General features: G+C 49.7%; 22 protein-coding genes, 1 tRNA gene and 6 pseudogenes. 18 read left to right on the top strand and 11 right to left on the bottom strand.

From position 1 onward, the window contains the following. Positions 1-43: 43 nt before the first annotated feature. The 7 genes and pseudogenes from SGP1_RS29905 to SGP1_RS35725 form a co-directional block, all read right to left on the bottom strand. Positions 44-292 (bottom strand): hypothetical protein, encoded by a 249-nt coding sequence (locus SGP1_RS29905; protein WP_148203520.1) that lies wholly within the window; start codon positions 290-292, stop codon positions 44-46. Next, entirely contained in the window at positions 285-599 is a 315-nt protein-coding gene (locus SGP1_RS14110; protein WP_011411381.1) for a DUF4406 domain-containing protein, read from the bottom strand. The genes SGP1_RS29905 and SGP1_RS14110 overlap by 8 nt, the downstream gene beginning before the upstream one ends. Before the next feature lie 98 nt (positions 600-697). Continuing rightward, positions 698-994 carry a hypothetical protein gene (locus SGP1_RS35735; protein ID WP_341532818.1) on the bottom strand — a complete coding sequence of 99 codons (297 nt, stop codon included), beginning with the start codon at positions 992-994 and terminating at the stop codon, positions 698-700. Positions 995-1,048: 54 nt separating this feature from the next. Further along, a pseudogene (locus SGP1_RS35730) lies at positions 1,049-1,235 on the bottom strand (DUF7666 domain-containing protein); the annotation flags it as partial. Between the two features lie 11 nt (positions 1,236-1,246). After that, complete coding sequence (locus SGP1_RS33775; protein ID WP_243466029.1) at positions 1,247-1,639, bottom strand: hypothetical protein; 393 nt, start codon at positions 1,637-1,639, stop codon at positions 1,247-1,249. An 88-nt stretch (positions 1,640-1,727) separates the two neighbouring features. Next, complete coding sequence (locus tag SGP1_RS33770) at positions 1,728-1,952, bottom strand: Rha family transcriptional regulator (protein ID WP_243466028.1); 225 nt, start codon at positions 1,950-1,952, stop codon at positions 1,728-1,730. A 196-nt stretch (positions 1,953-2,148) separates the two neighbouring features. Further along, positions 2,149-2,613, bottom strand: coding sequence for a Rha family transcriptional regulator (locus SGP1_RS35725; protein ID WP_341532816.1), 465 nt, complete (start codon positions 2,611-2,613; stop codon positions 2,149-2,151). 494 nt (positions 2,614-3,107) lie between these two features. On the opposite strand from SGP1_RS35725, the gene SGP1_RS14085 reads away from it, so the two are divergent. Next, positions 3,108-3,509, top strand: a complete 402-nt coding sequence (locus SGP1_RS14085) for a DUF1640 domain-containing protein (protein WP_011411380.1) — start codon at positions 3,108-3,110, stop codon at positions 3,507-3,509. A 6-nt stretch (positions 3,510-3,515) separates the two neighbouring features. Next, positions 3,516-3,586 (top strand) — tRNA-Lys (locus SGP1_RS14080). A 436-nt stretch (positions 3,587-4,022) separates the two neighbouring features. Here SGP1_RS14080 and SGP1_RS14070 read toward each other — a convergent pair. The 3 genes from SGP1_RS14070 to SGP1_RS27700 form a co-directional block, all read right to left on the bottom strand. Continuing rightward, on the bottom strand, positions 4,023-4,226 hold the full coding sequence (locus tag SGP1_RS14070) for a hypothetical protein (protein ID WP_041867029.1): 204 nt from the start codon (positions 4,224-4,226) through the stop codon (positions 4,023-4,025). A 17-nt stretch (positions 4,227-4,243) separates the two neighbouring features. Beyond that, positions 4,244-4,522: a hypothetical protein gene (locus tag SGP1_RS14065; protein ID WP_041867028.1), complete on the bottom strand. Its 279-nt coding sequence runs from the start codon at positions 4,520-4,522 to the stop codon at positions 4,244-4,246. 1,054 nt (positions 4,523-5,576) lie between these two features. Further along, positions 5,577-5,792, bottom strand: coding sequence for a YdiH family protein (locus SGP1_RS27700; RefSeq protein ID WP_083764826.1), 216 nt, complete (start codon positions 5,790-5,792; stop codon positions 5,577-5,579). Between the two features lie 164 nt (positions 5,793-5,956). Here SGP1_RS27700 and SGP1_RS14060 point away from each other — a divergent pair, with 164 nt between their 5' ends. The 15 genes and pseudogenes from SGP1_RS14060 to SGP1_RS13990 all read left to right on the top strand — a co-directional run bounded on the left by SGP1_RS14060 (position 5,957) and on the right by SGP1_RS13990 (position 15,413). Continuing rightward, entirely contained in the window at positions 5,957-6,136 is a 180-nt protein-coding gene (locus SGP1_RS14060) for a phage holin family protein (protein ID WP_041867027.1), read from the top strand. After that, positions 6,133-6,618, top strand: coding sequence for a lysozyme (locus SGP1_RS14055; protein ID WP_011411379.1), 486 nt, complete (start codon positions 6,133-6,135; stop codon positions 6,616-6,618). Before SGP1_RS14060 ends, SGP1_RS14055 begins: the two co-directional genes overlap by 4 nt. Before the next feature lie 508 nt (positions 6,619-7,126). Next, a complete protein-coding gene (locus tag SGP1_RS14050; RefSeq protein WP_041867577.1) occupies positions 7,127-7,705 on the top strand; it encodes a lytic polysaccharide monooxygenase auxiliary activity family 9 protein in 579 nt (192 codons plus the stop codon). Positions 7,706-8,082: 377 nt separating this feature from the next. Then, positions 8,083-9,002: pseudogene (locus SGP1_RS14045) on the top strand (IS5 family transposase). 194 nt (positions 9,003-9,196) lie between these two features. Then, entirely contained in the window at positions 9,197-9,586 is a 390-nt protein-coding gene (locus tag SGP1_RS14040) for a hypothetical protein (RefSeq protein ID WP_011411378.1), read from the top strand. Next, the gene (gene lysC, locus SGP1_RS36555) at positions 9,480-9,740 is read left to right on the top strand and encodes an Rz1-like lysis system protein LysC (RefSeq protein ID WP_083764824.1); all 261 of its coding nucleotides are present in this window, start codon (positions 9,480-9,482) and stop codon (positions 9,738-9,740) included. Before SGP1_RS14040 ends, lysC begins: the two co-directional genes overlap by 107 nt. Further along, positions 9,718-10,110: a DNA-packaging protein gene (locus SGP1_RS14030; RefSeq protein ID WP_011411377.1), complete on the top strand. Its 393-nt coding sequence runs from the start codon at positions 9,718-9,720 to the stop codon at positions 10,108-10,110. Before lysC ends, SGP1_RS14030 begins: the two co-directional genes overlap by 23 nt. Next, positions 10,103-10,687 (top strand): annotated as a pseudogene (locus tag SGP1_RS14025) (PBSX family phage terminase large subunit); the annotation flags it as partial. The gene SGP1_RS14030 and the pseudogene SGP1_RS14025, both read left to right, overlap by 8 nt. 130 nt (positions 10,688-10,817) lie before the next feature. Continuing rightward, complete coding sequence (locus SGP1_RS24415; protein ID WP_050747693.1) at positions 10,818-11,531, top strand: phage minor head protein; 714 nt, start codon at positions 10,818-10,820, stop codon at positions 11,529-11,531. A 161-nt stretch (positions 11,532-11,692) separates the two neighbouring features. Then, a complete protein-coding gene (locus SGP1_RS14015) occupies positions 11,693-12,733 on the top strand; it encodes a DUF2213 domain-containing protein (RefSeq protein ID WP_011411374.1) in 1,041 nt (346 codons plus the stop codon). A gap of 4 nt (positions 12,734-12,737) precedes the next feature. Beyond that, entirely contained in the window at positions 12,738-13,196 is a 459-nt protein-coding gene (locus SGP1_RS14010; protein WP_041867024.1) for a structural cement protein Gp24, read from the top strand. Positions 13,197-13,238: 42 nt separating this feature from the next. Next, positions 13,239-13,418 carry a hypothetical protein gene (locus SGP1_RS14005; protein WP_041867023.1) on the top strand — a complete coding sequence of 60 codons (180 nt, stop codon included), beginning with the start codon at positions 13,239-13,241 and terminating at the stop codon, positions 13,416-13,418. Positions 13,419-13,442: 24 nt separating this feature from the next. After that, positions 13,443-14,189, top strand: coding sequence for a major capsid family protein (locus SGP1_RS14000; protein ID WP_011411373.1), 747 nt, complete (start codon positions 13,443-13,445; stop codon positions 14,187-14,189). Between the two features lie 15 nt (positions 14,190-14,204). Further along, positions 14,205-14,456 (top strand): hypothetical protein, encoded by a 252-nt coding sequence (locus tag SGP1_RS13995; RefSeq protein ID WP_041867022.1) that lies wholly within the window; start codon positions 14,205-14,207, stop codon positions 14,454-14,456. 139 nt (positions 14,457-14,595) lie between these two features. Then, positions 14,596-15,413 (top strand): annotated as a pseudogene (locus SGP1_RS13990) (IS110 family transposase). 116 nt (positions 15,414-15,529) lie between these two features. Here the strand turns inward: SGP1_RS13990 and SGP1_RS27690 are convergent. After that, positions 15,530-15,773 (bottom strand): annotated as a pseudogene (locus SGP1_RS27690) (DUF4385 family protein); the annotation flags it as partial. Here SGP1_RS27690 and SGP1_RS29900 point away from each other — a divergent pair. Continuing rightward, positions 15,752-15,886, top strand: a pseudogene (locus SGP1_RS29900) (DJ-1/PfpI family protein); the annotation flags it as partial. The pseudogenes SGP1_RS27690 and SGP1_RS29900 overlap by 22 nt on opposite strands. Between the last annotated feature and the right edge of the window lie 19 nt (positions 15,887-15,905).

The following is a 15,905-nucleotide window of genomic DNA, read 5'->3' as shown; positions in this document are numbered from 1 at the left end:
TACCGCCCGCACCCGGAGAATATCGCCCCGCGAATCCTAGAGACTAAACTCCCAGAGAGAGGTAAACAGGATGACTAAAAATACCCGCGTTGACGCTCGGCATACTGGTGCTTCTCCCAATCATCCCGGCATTCTGGGCAGCAAAACAGCAAAAATTACCAGGCGTTTTCTCTTCACAATGGTAGCAGCGGCCAGTGATCGGGATCGGACGGTAACGTCGTCTTGCTTCAGCAATCGCGCGTTCACGGAACAACGCCTCCCGCTCGCTGGCAATATCGATAATATCAGACATCGGGTCGCCCCTTCATGGCCGCCGGCGCTGTCTGAAAGCGGAAGGCCAGACCCAACTTTTTAGCCAATGCTACTTCAGCACAGGCACCTGCGCTGTCCTGCCAGCCGTCCAGCAGGTAAATCCCGTCGGCGCATTGCAACATGGTCAGGCCGATGCGCATGTAATCAGCCTCGGAAAGACCATCAGGTAGCATGGCGGGATTGAGCGGAATAGCGCCCTGAGCGGATAGCCGGACAGCGGCCAGGGAAAAAGCTGTCCGGTTGAAATCGGGTTTTCCGGTCATTGGGCCGGCAATGTAAATTCGCATGATGACCTCTTATAAATATTGAATGGGCGCTAGGTTTAACAGGAAATGTTGGTTTAAAGGAACGCACTACAAGGCGTCGTGCATGACTCCCCCGGCGATCAATCATCGACCTTTTCAAACGCGCCGTTTGCATTAAGCACATACCAGGTATCCGGTTTCACGCCGTTGTCGCCAATCTTGCTGGCGCGGATGTGGATAATGTCGCCCTCATCATTGCGGTAGCACAGTACAATTGCGCCATGCTCAGAGGCTTTGGCCTTACCCTGCGCGCCGAGAGACTCGGCAACCGATCCGACGCCGCTAACGTCTGCGGCGGACCCGTCGCCTTCAATGATCGTTTGTTCTGCGGACTTATCAATTTTACTCGCTATGCACTCGACGGCGCGGCCAACCATTTGGTGGAGGGACAGCGCCTTCTTGATGGTAATTGTGCTACTGGCGAGTTTGTTGCCTCCCGCTTCATGGGCGATATCGCCGAATACTTCAACCTCGGCAAAACGATGATTTGCAGGCGTGAAAACCTGAACTGCAAACTTCTACCGCGCGCTCGTGCTGGTAGGTTTTCCCGATCTCGAACTGATAACCACGGCAAGTCAGATCGGCGTTAAAACCTTTGTAGGCAATGATTTTGGTCATGGTGTTTGTCCTTATGCGGCCTGAAGATATTTGTCATGAGTGAATTCGCCGTTCCAGCTTTTCTTCATCGGAAGCTCGCCTTTGAGGTAGTGGCGATAAAGCCATTTAGCGCCTTCTTTTAAAAGAATGACCTCATAAAATTTCTTCTTGCCTTTTTCGGTGTTAACGGTGGCAATTTTTTCAGTAAAGTATTTGTCGCGTGCATAAGCCTTTACACGCCACTCATAAGGTTTGTTTTCCTCTTTCTGTCCGTCGTAGAGGAAATTACGCTCTTTCTTGTTTCTTATTGACCAATGCCAGCTTGGCTTCACTCTTTTTCGATTCCAGCAGAGTTTCCAGCGCAGAAATGTAATTTTCCGGCAATGCAGGGGCTTCGGTGATTGCCTGTGCTTTACCAGACTCAAGAGCGAACCAGCGATCAATGACGGCAGCACGGCGTTTTACGTCGTAGCCTGTGATGAGGATTTCTGTATGACGGCGGTCGAGAAGGAACTAGGCAACATAGCCGCGCCCATCAATAGCAACGATTACACCTTCAATTATCGTAACATATTGATTTTTATGATTACCAAAATTTGGGGCATCTTTTTCTATCTGATAAAGCTGCTCAAGCATCTCCCATACGTCACGGATAACATGGTCGTGTCGTTTACCGACAAGCTCCGCAATCTCGCGGCTGGACATGGTTAATGTTTGTGCAATGGTTAAATTTTGCATATAGATACACCTCACAAGTCAATGTGATTAATGGAACCCCGGCACGTTACCGGGGTAGGATGAGTGATTAGTGGCGTTGCAGGAACTGGTTAACGTTCGCCTGTTGCCATTTTTCGAGTGCGTGGGTCATGACGCCGTAATGCTGCTGAGAGCTTTCTTCGAGCATCCGCTGCATTCCAGCAAGCACGATATAGCTTCATACTTCACGATGACGTAGGATGCGACGCATGGTCTGCTTCTCGGCGTCGAAGATGGCCTCTTTCTGGTTGGTAATGCCGTAGATACGGCGGCACTCTTCGGCCAGCAGGGGGAGTTGCCGGATTTCAAAGTGCTGAGGGGAGGGTACGCCCGTTACGCGGCGCAGAGCGTACCAGATGGCGTTACTCCATGCCCGGTCGAAGTGGAAGCCATTTGCCATGCTCCAGACCAGATGGGTCAGACAACGGGTATCATCATCGTTGAACAGTTCGGTGGCTTGGGGTTTGTATTTCGGTATCGAGTAAAGCTCTGGCTCCATGCGGTTAAATTCCGCTATGTAAGCTTCCTTGAACGCTGCTGCCTTTTTGCCGGTGAAGCCCATGACGATGAAGACGAAGCCGTCTTTGGTCATTTCAAACATCGGGCGTTTTTCGCCTTTTGCATCGACGTAATCAACTAGCACAAAATTGTGCTGGTTAAAAATCGCTTAACAATCAAGGTTTTTGATTTTATCTAAAACCCTTTCGTGACGCTTGCTAAAGTAATCAGCAACGTCTCTAGACGTGGTTAGAGCTTTACCATTGTTGATAAATACGCGAGGTTCTTCAATGTGCAAGTTTCCTGCTAATGCTGGAAGGGCCATGATAGCCTCCGATGGTTGTATTTGAACTACTCACCACCAAGAGACGCTAACCTCTGATTGGTGGTGAAATGAATGGAGTTAGCGTTACCGGATACAACCAACCGGCCAGTCTTTCGGCTGCCCCATCCAGTCCACCATAGAGATTTAGCTGGATTGTGACGTAAAAAAACACGCTGCGTGTCATTTTGTCGCGACAATCTCGGCGGGCTACGAAACCCGGCACCTGAATTTGCAGATTGACTATAGCGCATGAGTTGATCTTCCGTCAATAAGATTGCTGGGTTACACTTGCTCAAAAGAGGAGGATTCCTCATATGGGTCAAGTTGCGTTCGATACATTGAAATTCGTTGAAACACTAGAAACTGCTGGCTTGCCTAAAGATCAGGCTAAGGCAATTTCGCTTGCAGTTCGTGAATCGCACGAGGTAGTTGATGTTGCTACCAAGCGTGATCTTGACGATGCCAAAAAAGACGTTTTATCTGAAGTTACAGCCGTCAAGCGTGACCTTGAGGACGTGCATAAAGAAATCGACGCCCGCTTCGAGAAGACCGACGCTCAGATGCAAGCCCGCTTCGAGAAGACCGACGCGCAGATAGCCGATGTCCGTAAGGATATGGCTGCGGGGTTTGATAAACTTAGCATGCAGATGACCATCCGACTTGGGTTAATGGTGGCGGCTGGTGTCAGCATTATTGCTGCTATTCTTAAAATGTAACTGTTGGGGTTGTTAGCTCAGTTGGCAGTGGACTCTTAATCTATCGGTCGCAGGTTCGAGCCCTGCACAACCCACCAATTACGTAACCCGTTTCAATTTGTGCACCTGCTTCTTAAGCCGCTTATTTTCCTCCATCAGATAGCCAATGGTTGATTTATATATCATTGTCTCTTGGTCGTCGTATGGATACGGCGACCATCTCACCGAAATTTGGATGGTTGAAGGTCGTTATACGAGGCTTGTTAAGTTGCATCATAATTAATCCTCCTCGGCCTCCATCTTTACAAAAGCGGTACCATTATGGATAAAAGCATGGTAGCAGGTTTTCGACAGCGGCGATTTCACGATAGGCGTCAGAGGTAACAGTTGTGAAGCTACGTGTACAAAGTCACCAAAACTAATATCGAATTTATCGAAGTATACATCTATCAATATCAAAATCGTCATCCTCTCGTTGCTCGTCGTTAATACCAAAGAGTGAGAAAAGCAGTTCTTCATAATCAAATTCGTTCATCATTTAACCCTCCGTTGACTATCAAAATATTTCCGCTTCTCCCAATCTTTTCCGCATTCTTTGCAGAAGAAATTACCCTCGGTTGGGGCTTCGTAATAATAGCAACGGCCTGTGAAGGGTAATTCCTCTTCTCGATAATGGGCAATCTGTTGTTGGCGGAAAGCTTCTTCGTGTTGGCTGGCTAAATCGACATCATCTGCCATAAATCTATTTGATGCTCCTAATCGTTTAATAACTTCCGGGTATTGTCCGTAAGTGGTGCCTGATATTTCTCAACCATCCTCGCGGCATAAGCGATAGCGTCCTCTCGGTCGGAGAATTCGCCAATGTTTCGTAAAAAACCGTATTCAACTTGGATAATGACGATGAATAAATCAGCTTTATCATTCTCTTGCAGCGTATAGCCCCAGTTGTCATAGGTTGCGCCAGACAGGATGATTTCAGTAACAATCGTCCCCGGCGCTATCAGGTGGTCGAATTCGTCAATGAGCTTTTGCATGGTGGTCTCCGTAGTAATGTTGACGACGCTATGAGCTTACAGATTGAGTCTATTGATTTCCTCAAGCTTATTTTCTATCTCATCAGCCACATGTATAATTTTACGCGCAAATTCTCTAGCAATTCTCGGGCTAGCTTCGCCTATCTAAGGCCAACTTACTGTTGCACGATTTTCGTATTTTAATTCAGCAATATCGAACTTTATGTTGGCGGTAATGTTTGTTAAACACATGCTGTCACCGCCAAGGATAGAAATTATGGACATCGACTATTCTCCGGTCGTTAAATGATTACCTCGCTGAAAATATCCCCGTCTGCTTTCTAAACCCCGCTTGGAATAACGCCACATTCTCCAAACAGCACGAACCCTCCTCAAATTCTACAACCGCCCCGCGATGTGTATATCTGGCTTGTATGTGCTTCTGGGCGGAATGGGTGATTTGCTCTTGGTACTGGGTCAGCGTGCTTAAATCTAGCGGTGGTGCTGGTTTGCGTTTGCTGAGTTTTTCCCATCAGGATGGATATTGCTGTTTCTCTGGCTTCAGTCCTAATGCCGTGTCAATGCGTGATATTACAAGGCCATTATCAACTTCCTCGGCCCTGCGCCGTTTTTGCCGACGGCTACGCGCATTATCTTTTACGACAGGATTGATTTACCGTAAACGATAGTTGCTTGCATGTTCACCTCCAACAGATGGTTTTGGTGGTGTGGTGGCCGGTGCTGATCTCCGGCTTTACGGTTATCGTGAGGCGTGTTTTTTCCTACCGTCAAAGAATGGGCCTTTCACCCATTGTGCCCCCTCGCCAACTTGCACATCAGCCTGTGCATTCACCACACTCTAAAAACATCTGGGCAAAGGTTCGGCACGTTTCAGTGCCTTCCGTAGAGCACTAGGCTCGTTGTAGATCAGAGTAATCAATCTGCTACCCCACCGTCTGGCTCGTCTTGTGGCTTTCTGGTGGGTTAATGGGATGAATGATACGATATGTATCAAATTTGCGCAGATGTGCGATAGGGCCTCGGCTAATGCCGGGGCTTTTGCTTTCTAAAGGTTTCAGCGCTGACTATCAGCTTTGCATTTTGGACAGAAGCGCGATAGAAACTCGCACAGCTCCGTGGTTTTATCATTGGAACCTAAAGAGTGAAGTAATGCACTGAATTCTGATTCCAGCTGTTCAAACTTTTTCAGGTAATCGGCAGGGCTTAGCTCCTCGGATAGTCTGCGAAGATATTCAAAAGCAAGTTGATGGGCTGTCGGTTTATTGTTCATGGCGATGTCCTTTTCGTTATGGGTAGGCAGTCTGATAAGTACTGGTAACTCAAGTTAAGCATAATTCGTGTTTGACGCATTTTTCAAGGCTACGCTCCGGCGTGGCCTTTTTTCTGACTGATAGCCATCCCGGACGCGGTGGCGCAATAACCCCAATAACTCCAATGGATAAATTTACTACCGGCTCTGCCTACAGCTGGGGCTTTGTCACGTGCTTGCTGGGCGCGTTGTCGCTTAATCAATGGGCATTGATTACCGGTATCGCATGCACCTTGGCCACCTTTTTGCTGAACTGGATTTACCGGCATAAGGAATACCGTTTCAGGACGAAACGCGACCCATGAATCCCGAGCTGCGTAACCGATTGATAAAAGGCACAGCAGGCGGTGTTATTGCATTAGCGACCGTGCTAATTCAATGGCACGAGAGCGTACACTACACTCCCTATCGGGATTCTGGCGGCGTATTGTCGGTCTGTTATGGACATACCGGTAGCGATATTGTCCCCGGTAAGCGCTATACCGTTGCTGAATGTCAAGCCCTGCTAGATAGCGACCTGAAAGCCGCAATGTCCGTCGTTGACGCCAATGTTACCGTACCACTGACTGAGAGCCAAAGAGCGGCGTTAGCCTCGTTCGTCTACAACGTGGGGAACGGGGCGTTTGCGCGCTCTACGCTACTGAAAAAGCTGAACGCCGGAGACATGGCCGGTGCCTGTGATGAGATGCGGCGCTGGAAATATGTTGGCGGCAAAGTATCGAAGGGACTGGTCAATCGGCGGGCAATAGAGCAAGAGTTGTTGTGTAAGGTAATGATAAATATTTAATCATTGTATTGATTTTTATAATCAAACATACTTAACGTGTTTTAATATGCATCCGGTTATCCAGCAGAAAGCACGGGCAGCAAGTCTCTTCCGTGATCTTGCCGTGCATCTTGAAGTTTATTGAGTATAATATTCTTAAAACATAAAATGGTCAGGATACATTCTAGTCATGACACAGATTTGTTAATAATAAAAGAAAATTACATGTTTATTCCATTGAGTAATCAGGGTTAGGGAGTGAATGTTTTTTTGAATAGATGTTGGTTAATAAATATGCTTATTTTGGTCAAATAACATCCTAATAGATGATTTTTGGGCGCTGAGACGTTTTTTTAACCGATGTGTTCACTTAATGAGCATTCATACTCTTGCCCTGATTGAGTAATACTGTAAATTTTTTATAGACAATTGCAGCATCAAAAGATAGTTATTACTTATGTGGAACCTACAGGTATCCACAAACATGAGCCACGACCCTACATTATTTTTAATAAAGAAGGAGTTAATTATGAATAAAGCAGACATTTCAACTTTGCATGGTCAAATAGCTAATCCTGAATCACGTGCGGCAAAAACGCATCAATGGTGGGCAAACGCATTAGAAAGTGGTAAGTTTTTTCCTGAAATCCAATCTGGCCTTAGTGATAAGTATGCTCCTACAGATATCCCCAATCAAAAACCACCAGAAGACGGGAAGATTGCTAGTGCTGGTCTGGCAGGAGCAGAAAAGCTTGATGAGTATGGTGAAAATCGTTGGGAAAAGAATGAGATAAAATCCGGTGCTATTATCGATTTCACGTGGACATACACTGCTGTGCATAGAACAAGACGTTGGAATTATTTTATCACTAAAGATAACTGGAAACCCAATGAACCATTGAGTCGTGCTCAATTTGAGAAAGAGCCTTTTTTTATGGTTCAAAATGACAAGCAACCCTATTGGGAGCATGATTTGATGCCTAATAATCCTACGATACATAAAGTAAAGATGCCAAATAAAAAAGGATATCATATCATACTGGGTGTATGGGAGATTGCTGATACCGGTAATGCTTTTTATCAGGTTGTAGATGTTAATTTTGTATAAATAGAATTGCCATATAATTTTTCATTCAAACCGTGCTGATAATCTAATATCCAGTTGACTGCCAAGCCGCCTGAAAAGGCGGCTTTTTTGTGAGGGCTATATCTGTATGAAGAACGAATTTATCGTGTTTTGTATGAAAGTTTCAGGCAAGACGAAAAAAATTAGCTAAAGATTTTGGATTTCACTATTTCCTGACTCGCTCAAAGTTTAAGGCTTATTGGCGTGCGGTGTTTTCGTAACATGTCACCGCAGGGAATGTTGCAATGACAAAACATGAAAAGCAGCAACTGGAAACACCATGAGGCTTTGTTGAATAAATATAACTTTTAGGTGATCGTCTGCTCAGATCACTACCGTCATTTCAACATCTGCACTCCATGGCAAAGCAAAAGTTTAAAATAACCAACTGGTCCACTTACAACAAAGCTCTCAAGCAGCGCGAGGCTCTGACGATATGGCTGGATGAGTCGGCAATTGTTGCATGGACGGAAAAAACAACGCCTGAACGGCGTGGCCGGCCGCTTCACTACGCAGATATGGCTATCACCACTGTCTGATGATGAAACGCGTGTTTGGCCTTTCGTTAAGGGCTTTACAGGGCTTCTGACACCATTTTTAAACTGATGTGCTGCCGCTAAGATACCCAGACTACTCGCTGATCAGCAAGCGAGCAAAGACAGTTAAGATCAGCATAAAAACGCCGACCCGTGGTGAAATCTTACCTCTAGTCATTGACGGAACCGGCCTGAAGGTCTTTGGCGAAGGCGAATGGAAAGTCCGACAGCATGGTGCCGACAGACGGAGGGTGTGGCGTAAGCTGCATATGGCCGCAGACAGTGTAACGCATGAGATTATCTGTGCTGACTTATCGCTCAGCGGTACGACGGATGCTCAGGCCCTACCCGCTCTGATAAACCAGACCCAGCGGAAAATCAGGGAAGTGTTGGCTGATGGCGCTTATGATACCCGCTACTGTCATGATGCTCTGCTGAGGAAGAAAATAAGGCCTCTTATTCCTCCACGAGGTGGGGCGCAATATTGGCCAGACCGATACCATGAGCGTAACTACGCCGTTGTGAATCAGCGTCTAAGCGGCAGTAACGATGTATGGAAAAAGCAAGTGGGCTATCATCGACGCTCAGTGGCTGAAACAGCGATATTCCGGTTCAAAACGCTTATGGGCGATCATCTAAGTCTGCGTGACTATGATGCGCGGGTAGGTGAGGCAATGGCGATGGTCAAAGCGCTTAACAAAATGACGCTGTTAGGAATGCCGAACAGCATCCGGATCGCATAACAATCGATCTGCTAGGGGGGCGTAGTCACAAGTTCTGATTTATTCAACAAAGCCACGGTATGCCGCTATCTGAATGATGGCTTCGCTGATTTGGGCTGTGGTCGGATTTCGTTTGGCGTTGCCAGTGTGGAGCAGGCCAAAATCCTTCTTGATGTTTTGCTTGCTATGGCTAATCGCAAATCAAAGCGGGATAAGTGATGCGCTGGAAACTCCTCACACTCGCCGCGATGCTCTCGACGATTATCGCTCTCGCTATCGTGGTGAGAGTTCAGTACGTCGAAATCACCCGTTTAAAACAGACCAACCAATCGATGGTCGCCGAGCGTGACGTCGCCCGCGCACAGTTTACCCACTATGAACAGGTGTTAGCACTGTTCAACCAGATAGCCGGAGCAACACAGGATGCACATCAGCAAGCCGTGCAGGACTTCCAGCCGCGCATTATCCAGATACGCGAGGCCATTACGTCGGCTCGCGGTGCTTGTCTGCCTGTGCCTGCCAGTGTTGTTAACGGGCTGCGGGCACACACAGACAAGATATCTGCCCATCCCGCCCGCGCCGATACCGGCCACGCTGCTCGATGACTGTCCACCTCCTGTTATTCCGGAGCACATGACCTGGGGCGACAGCGTGATACTCAACGAGAAGCTGCTGCTGGCGCTGGAGATATGCAATCAGGATAAAGCCGCGCTGAGGCAGATAGAGGATATAAGACATGGGACGACAAACAAAAAATAAAGTCGGTTGCCCGAGTGAGCTTGCACAAAGTCTGGAAAAGGCTAAAGCGTATTTATTAGGGGACTATGAAAATCTGGGTGATGTTGTCCCGAGCGTTGCAGGATTGGCTTGCTATCTCGGCATCAGTCGCTCAACTGCACAGGAATATGCCAAAGAAAATGAAGAGTTTTCGGGCACGTTAGAAGCCATAAAAACGTTGCAGGAAAACAGGCTCATAAACAAAGGCCTGACCGGTGATTTCAACGCTACAATCACGAAGTTGATGCTGGCGAATCATGGCTACTCGGATAAGCAGGAACTGACCGGTAAAGACGGCGGCGCACTTCAGGTAGAGACCAGGCCGCTATCGGAGATTTTTAAAAATGGCTAATCCGCATTTTAGACCCTTTATCAAGCCAGCCCCTTACAAAGTGGCTTATGGTGGGCGAGGAAGAGGTAAGTCATACTTTTTCGCTGAGCTTGCTATCGAAGTCGCCAGAAGAACCAAAACCGTCATTCTCTGTGCGCGGGAATTACAGGAATCTATTAGTGACTCGGTGCATAAGCTCCTACGCGAAACGATTGATCGCCTTGGCTACAATGCCGAATTTGAGGTGCAGAAAAACACCATCATCCATCTTGCTACCGGAACGACATTTATCTTTTTAGGCGTCAAGAATAACGTCACAAAAGTGAAGTCTGCTCAGGGTGTCGGTATCTGCTGGGTTGAAGAAGCGGAAGCGGTGACGAAGGACTCTTGGGACGTCCTATTGCCCTCAATACGCGGAGACAAGAACGCCGAAGTGTGGATTTCCTTTAATCCCAAAAACATCCTTGATGATACGTATCAGCGATTCATTGTTAATCCACCCAAAGGTGCCATCATCCTGAAGGCCAACTACAGCGACAATCCCTATTTCCATGATTCTCCACTGCCTCAACAGATGGAGGAGTGCAAAGAGCGTAATGTTGATCGGTGTCGGTGCAGGCGTGAAGGCGCAGCTCAACCGAAAGTCTCGGAGGCTCTACAGCTCGCCATGCTGACGCCGGAACAGGCGCAGGCCACCTTAAAACGGCTTGGTGTGATTGAGGTGGGTGATGGCTAGACCTGCACTGCTGTTCTACCCCTTGGCGATTGAGCAACGTTACCAAAAAGCGCTGGAACGATTGGCAAAGGCGGTTATTCAGCGCGTGAAGTCCGATATCCCGCCTCTCGTTGACCATGATAGAAATGATGCGACACTCAGCAGCCTTTCGGACACGGTGAGCGGCTTTTTTGCCGTATTACGGGTAAAACTCCGGGCTATTGCTGATGAGGTAAAACCGGAGATGGACGCTGCGACGCTGATATTGCCGCAAACGGTGACAGAGACGAACGCTTTCGCTAAAGGTGTCACCGAGCGTACGCTGGCACGGGGTATCAGCAGGAAAGGCGTACCGCTGAAGGTGAAAATCCCTGACGGTGCCCCGCCTGACCTCGTCGAACGATTTATCGCGGAGAACGTCGCGCTCATCACGTCCATACCTGAGGAATACCTTGGCAACGTCCATTCAACCGTGATGCGTGCCTGGGAGCAGGGGGCCGGGCGAAAAGCCATCAGCGACCTTCTGGCTCCCATGGTTGACCCACAGAGCGCCCCGCCAGTTAAACGGGCGCGGCTCATTGCCCGCGACCAGACAGGCAAACTCACGGGGCAAATGCAGCGATACCGGCAGCAGCAGGCGGGCATAACGCATTACATCTGGCATACGATGGAAGATAGCCGGGTGCGACACAATCATGCCTTATTGGACGGGCAAACCCTCTCATAGGATAAACCGCCCGCGGCGGCCAACTACAATCACCCCGGCGGGGATTTCCAATGCCGATGTTATGCCGAGCCGATCATCCCCGAACTTGCTGACCTGATGCAACACGGGCTGAGCGCTGACGTTGATTTTGCGAAATACCAGGCCGTACCATTGAGGAAAAAATGACAGTAGAACGCTACGACCGAACGGAGATCGTGGCGCGGCGAACTGATGAGGGGTTTATTGCTGACAGCCCGGTATTGACGCGAACGGGAATATTCCCCTACCGCAACCGGGACGGCACGACCCGATTCGAGTATCGCCCGCCCGAAGAAGTTTTTCACCCCCAGTCTCTTGCCACCCTCAAAGGCAAACCCATCACCGAAGACCATAAAGGCCATGTGACCGCCAGTAATGCCGGCGGCTGGGTGGCGGGGGCCATTTTGTCTGAGGGGCGCAGAGACGGGGATAACGTGGTTGCCGATATCGTGATCCACAACCCGGAGGCGATAGCAAAAGGCAAAAAGGAGTTATCTCTGGGCTATCTGTGCGATATCGACGACACACCCGGCGACGTCAACGGGCAGCACTACGACTGTATCCAGCGCAATATCCGGGTTAACCATCTGGCAATCGTCGGGCGCGGACGTGCGGGTAATGCACGGCTCAATCTCGACAGGGCAGACGCCATCAATGAAGACGAGGACATCACCATGACGCTTGAAGAAGCGATGAAGAAGATCGGCGAGCTTGAGGCGAAAGCCCGTGCGGATGAAGCCGAAAAAACGGGGCTTTTGCAGCAGCTTGAGACGGTAAAAAAAGACGGTGAGGCGTTAAAAGGGCGTTTCGATGCGCTGGACGCCGAACACAACAAGCTCAAGGAGGAACAACCTCAAATCAGGGCTGACGCGCTTAAACAGGCCAAGGTGCGTATTGAACTGGAAACCACGGCCAAGGCGCAGGGGGTTGAGGTGAAGGCTGATTCCAGCGATGCGGACATCAAAAAAGCTATCGTGAAGAAAATTCACGGTGACCGCTTCGATTTTCGTTCGGACAGCGTCGAGTACGTCGATGCGGTGTTCGATATGAGCCTGCAATTGCCAGCCCAAAGCCAGCAAAAACAGTTTGTCCCCCAACGCCGTGGAGACAGTCTAGACATCGCGTCACTGGCGGCACGACAGGCCGCGATGGTGGCAAAAATGAATGGCGAAACAAAGGAATAAGACGATGGCAGAATTATCACAATACAAAGGGCTACCCGGCCAAATTGCGGATACTGCGTTTAAAGATGTGATATCCCACTGTGCGGCTGAAAATGTACCGTTTGGTGTCTTCGTCACCGAAGCGAACGGAAAAGTGAAGGCCGGTGGTGAGGGTGTACTGCGCGGTGTTTCCGTACGCCAACAGACCAATGCCCTCGGCTACTACCCGAAACAGACCTGTGTTGGCACGATGCAAATGGGGCGTATCTGGGTGAAAGTGAAAGAAGGCGAGGAAGTAAAAAAAGAGACCAAGGTGAGTTATGACCCGGCAACGGGGGAGCTTGCTGCCAGCGGCAAGGCGGTGGCTAACGCACGTCTGGTCACGGATGCTGTGCCATCGGCTAACGACACCCGGATTGCGCAGGTCGATTTCCATGCCTCGCTGGACGCGGTGAGCATGGCGCAAGCAAGGCCCCAAAGGTGAGAAAGGCGATAGAGGGCCGCAAGGCGATAAAGGAGATCCAGCATGACCATTACCCAAATGATGCGCCAGGACAGCATCTTTCAGTATGACACTCACATCCTGCGCGGTGCGGTGGCCGGTTTTGCCCGTAACGATGAGTCGACGCTGGAAGAGCTTGCGGCGTTGTTGTATGTCACACGTGAGCGGGTTATCGACTACACGCCGATGTTGACACCGTTGTAGAAATTAATTCCCGTTAAAGCCGAGGTGGCAAACTGGGCGGATTCCTTCGCGTTGACCGACGGTTTTACCGTAGGCGAGCCGAAAATCATCAGCGATAATGCGGATGATTTGCCGACCATTGACCGCGGTTTAAACGCACACGCCACTCGGGCTCATTTGCTCGGTGCCAGCTACTGCTACTCGGTACCTGAGTTGGAAAAAGTACGTGCGAATGGTCTCGAACTGCCCACCGACAAGGCCATCTATGTGCGTCAGGAGATGGACAGGAAAATCGCCACTATCGGTGTCTACGGCGATGCTGATTATGCGATGCAGGGGCTGTTGACGTATCCGTTCACCACTATTGAAGACAGTGTAGGGACGAAAACGGCGCTGGCGAAAATCACCAGCTTCATCAACCAGCATTGGAACCTGAAAGGTGGGGTGTTCCCGGTGACGCACATTGTGCTGCCGCAGGCGTTGTATGACGACATAAGCATCACACTAAGCAATCCTAATACCAACCTGACCGTACTGGTGGCGCTCAAACAAGCGAATCCGGGTATCGAGTTTGTGAAGGCCAATGAACTCAACGCCGCGGGGAAAAGTGGCAAGGGCAGTATCGTTATCGGCACTATCCGCAACGATATCCTGTGTAACCGTGTTCCCGTGGCCTTTACAGCACTCCCCGCTCAGGCTCGCAATATCAATGTCTACGTACCGTGCTACTGCAAGGTGGTGGAGCTGGAGGTGTTGCAGAAAGACGCCCTCCTGCGCGTTGACCTGAAGTAGTGCGGAGGTGGTGAAATGTTAACCATTGAGAAAGCCCAAACCCTGCTCTCGGTGTACGCCCCGGCGCTGGTAGCGGAAATCACCGAAAAAAAGCTGGACGTCTTGCTGGCGGTGGCGGCATCTCATCGCCCACGTTGCCTCAAGGGTGTCAAAGGGGATGAGGCTGAACTGTATTACCTCATCTACCTGCTGTTATTGGCGAAGGCAACGGACAGGCAACAAGCCACGGATTTGCTTGCGGTACAAAGCGCCAGAGTCGGCGAATAGATTTGTCAAGGTGTATGTAGTCTGATTCATCCCAGGGTTTATAGCCCGTAGAGAAGCTAATGACGCCTATACTGAGCCACTCATCTGAAACCCGAACAGTTGTCCGTACTCCATAACGTATTTGCAAGGATGGGTAATAATGAGTCTGCCAAATCCACTTTTTGTGGGAATTGATGTTTCTAAAGCGACACTGGACATTGCTGCCAGCAGTGATATTGCTCAGTTTACGGTCAGTAATGACTCTGACGGACGGTTTTGATGCTATTACTGATGAACTGAGAAAGTATCCGGTGGTGTTGGTTCTGATAGAGGCCACTGGTGGACTTGAAGCTGCCGTGGCCTGCTTGTTTCAGGCTGAAGGCTTTGACGTCGCGGTGGTCAATCCCAGACAGGCTCGTGACTTTGCCCGCACTATGGGCTATCTGGCAAAAACGGACCGTATTGATGCACGGGTGCTTGCACAAATGGCGGAGGTCATTAATCGACATCCAGGGTGGGAACGCTTTATCCGTGCCATGCCGGATGCGGAGCTTCAGGTTCTTGCACATCAGGAACCACTTCAAAGAGCTGGCTGCCAGACTGAGCAGTATTAAAGGGGTTGGTATGATGACGGTTGCAGCGTTGCTGGCGGAGGTTTCCGACCTGGGTAGCCTCTCGAGACGAGCCATCAGCGCGCTTGTAGGCGTTGCTTCCATAAACCGGGACTTGGGTACCATGCGGGGCCGGCGAACCATCTTTGGCGGAAGGGGCGGAGTCCGAACAGCGCTTTATATGGCTGCACTTGTCGCAACCCGCTTTAATCCGGTGATAAAAGCATTTTATACGCGGCTGCTTGCAGCGGGAAAAGCCAAAAAAGTCGCGCTGGTTGCCTGTATGCGTAAACTTCTGACTATCCTGAACACGATGCTCAGAAAGAACAAAGAGTGGGATGAATCGTACCATCACGTTTCTCTATAATTTTATCGTTCAAGACAGTTGCTTCTCTCAATTAATCTTGTCCTTTAGATACCTGCATAGACTGCTCTGCCGCGTTGCGGCGAGGGCGCAGGTGGGGGGAAGCCTGCTCAGCGCCATTAACCATAATGCTGCTGATGGGCTTTTTTCCGCCGCAGATAATCCTCGTCGGCGCGCAGGCGATCCCAATAGCTTTTAAACCAGATCGTTTACACGCGGCTTGACGACACGGTCAGCATCGTATTTCCTGCCGCCCTGATGATTGGTATAACGGTGTGCGAGCGTATAGCCCATTTGTATGAATTTGCGCGCCATATCCATGCCGACGAAATTGTCCGCCCGGCGGTATTGCTCAAAATTTTGCCCTGACGGTGGTGGCAGAAGTGGCGGGAGAGCGCGTGGCGCAGGCCATTCAATTGGGGCTTGAATATGCCCCGGCACCGCCGTTTGATGCGGGTCATCCCGCTACGGCGCCGGCGTTAAAGGCGTGCTAAG

The sequence above is a fragment of the Sodalis glossinidius str. 'morsitans' genome, from assembly GCF_000010085.1.
Lineage (GTDB): Bacteria > Pseudomonadota > Gammaproteobacteria > Enterobacterales > Enterobacteriaceae > Sodalis > Sodalis glossinidius.
This window is presented reverse-complemented; position numbering and strand designations above follow the sequence as displayed.

Coding starts and splice junctions, on each gene's coding strand:
- SGP1_RS14085 (WP_011411380.1), top strand. CDS start 3,108: ATGGGTCAAGTTGCGTTCGATACATTGAAATTCGTTGAAACACTAGAA.
- SGP1_RS27700 (WP_083764826.1), bottom strand. CDS start 5,792: ATGAACAATAAACCGACAGCCCATCAACTTGCTTTTGAATATCTTCGC.
- SGP1_RS14050 (WP_041867577.1), top strand. CDS start 7,127: ATGAATAAAGCAGACATTTCAACTTTGCATGGTCAAATAGCTAATCCT.
- SGP1_RS14010 (WP_041867024.1), top strand. CDS start 12,738: ATGGCAGAATTATCACAATACAAAGGGCTACCCGGCCAAATTGCGGAT.
- SGP1_RS13995 (WP_041867022.1), top strand. CDS start 14,205: ATGTTAACCATTGAGAAAGCCCAAACCCTGCTCTCGGTGTACGCCCCG.
- SGP1_RS14015 (WP_011411374.1), top strand. CDS start 11,693: ATGACAGTAGAACGCTACGACCGAACGGAGATCGTGGCGCGGCGAACT.
- SGP1_RS14060 (WP_041867027.1), top strand. CDS start 5,957: ATGGATAAATTTACTACCGGCTCTGCCTACAGCTGGGGCTTTGTCACG.
- SGP1_RS14030 (WP_011411377.1), top strand. CDS start 9,718: ATGGGACGACAAACAAAAAATAAAGTCGGTTGCCCGAGTGAGCTTGCA.
- SGP1_RS14005 (WP_041867023.1), top strand. CDS start 13,239: ATGACCATTACCCAAATGATGCGCCAGGACAGCATCTTTCAGTATGAC.
- SGP1_RS14070 (WP_041867029.1), bottom strand. CDS start 4,226: ATGGCAGATGATGTCGATTTAGCCAGCCAACACGAAGAAGCTTTCCGC.
- SGP1_RS14055 (WP_011411379.1), top strand. CDS start 6,133: ATGAATCCCGAGCTGCGTAACCGATTGATAAAAGGCACAGCAGGCGGT.
- SGP1_RS14065 (WP_041867028.1), bottom strand. CDS start 4,522: ATGCAAAAGCTCATTGACGAATTCGACCACCTGATAGCGCCGGGGACG.
- SGP1_RS24415 (WP_050747693.1), top strand. CDS start 10,818: ATGGCTAGACCTGCACTGCTGTTCTACCCCTTGGCGATTGAGCAACGT.
- SGP1_RS14110 (WP_011411381.1), bottom strand. CDS start 599: ATGCGAATTTACATTGCCGGCCCAATGACCGGAAAACCCGATTTCAAC.
- SGP1_RS29905 (WP_148203520.1), bottom strand. CDS start 292: ATGTCTGATATTATCGATATTGCCAGCGAGCGGGAGGCGTTGTTCCGT.
- SGP1_RS33770 (WP_243466028.1), bottom strand. CDS start 1,952: ATGCAAAATTTAACCATTGCACAAACATTAACCATGTCCAGCCGCGAG.
- SGP1_RS35735 (WP_341532818.1), bottom strand. CDS start 994: ATGGTTGGCCGCGCCGTCGAGTGCATAGCGAGTAAAATTGATAAGTCC.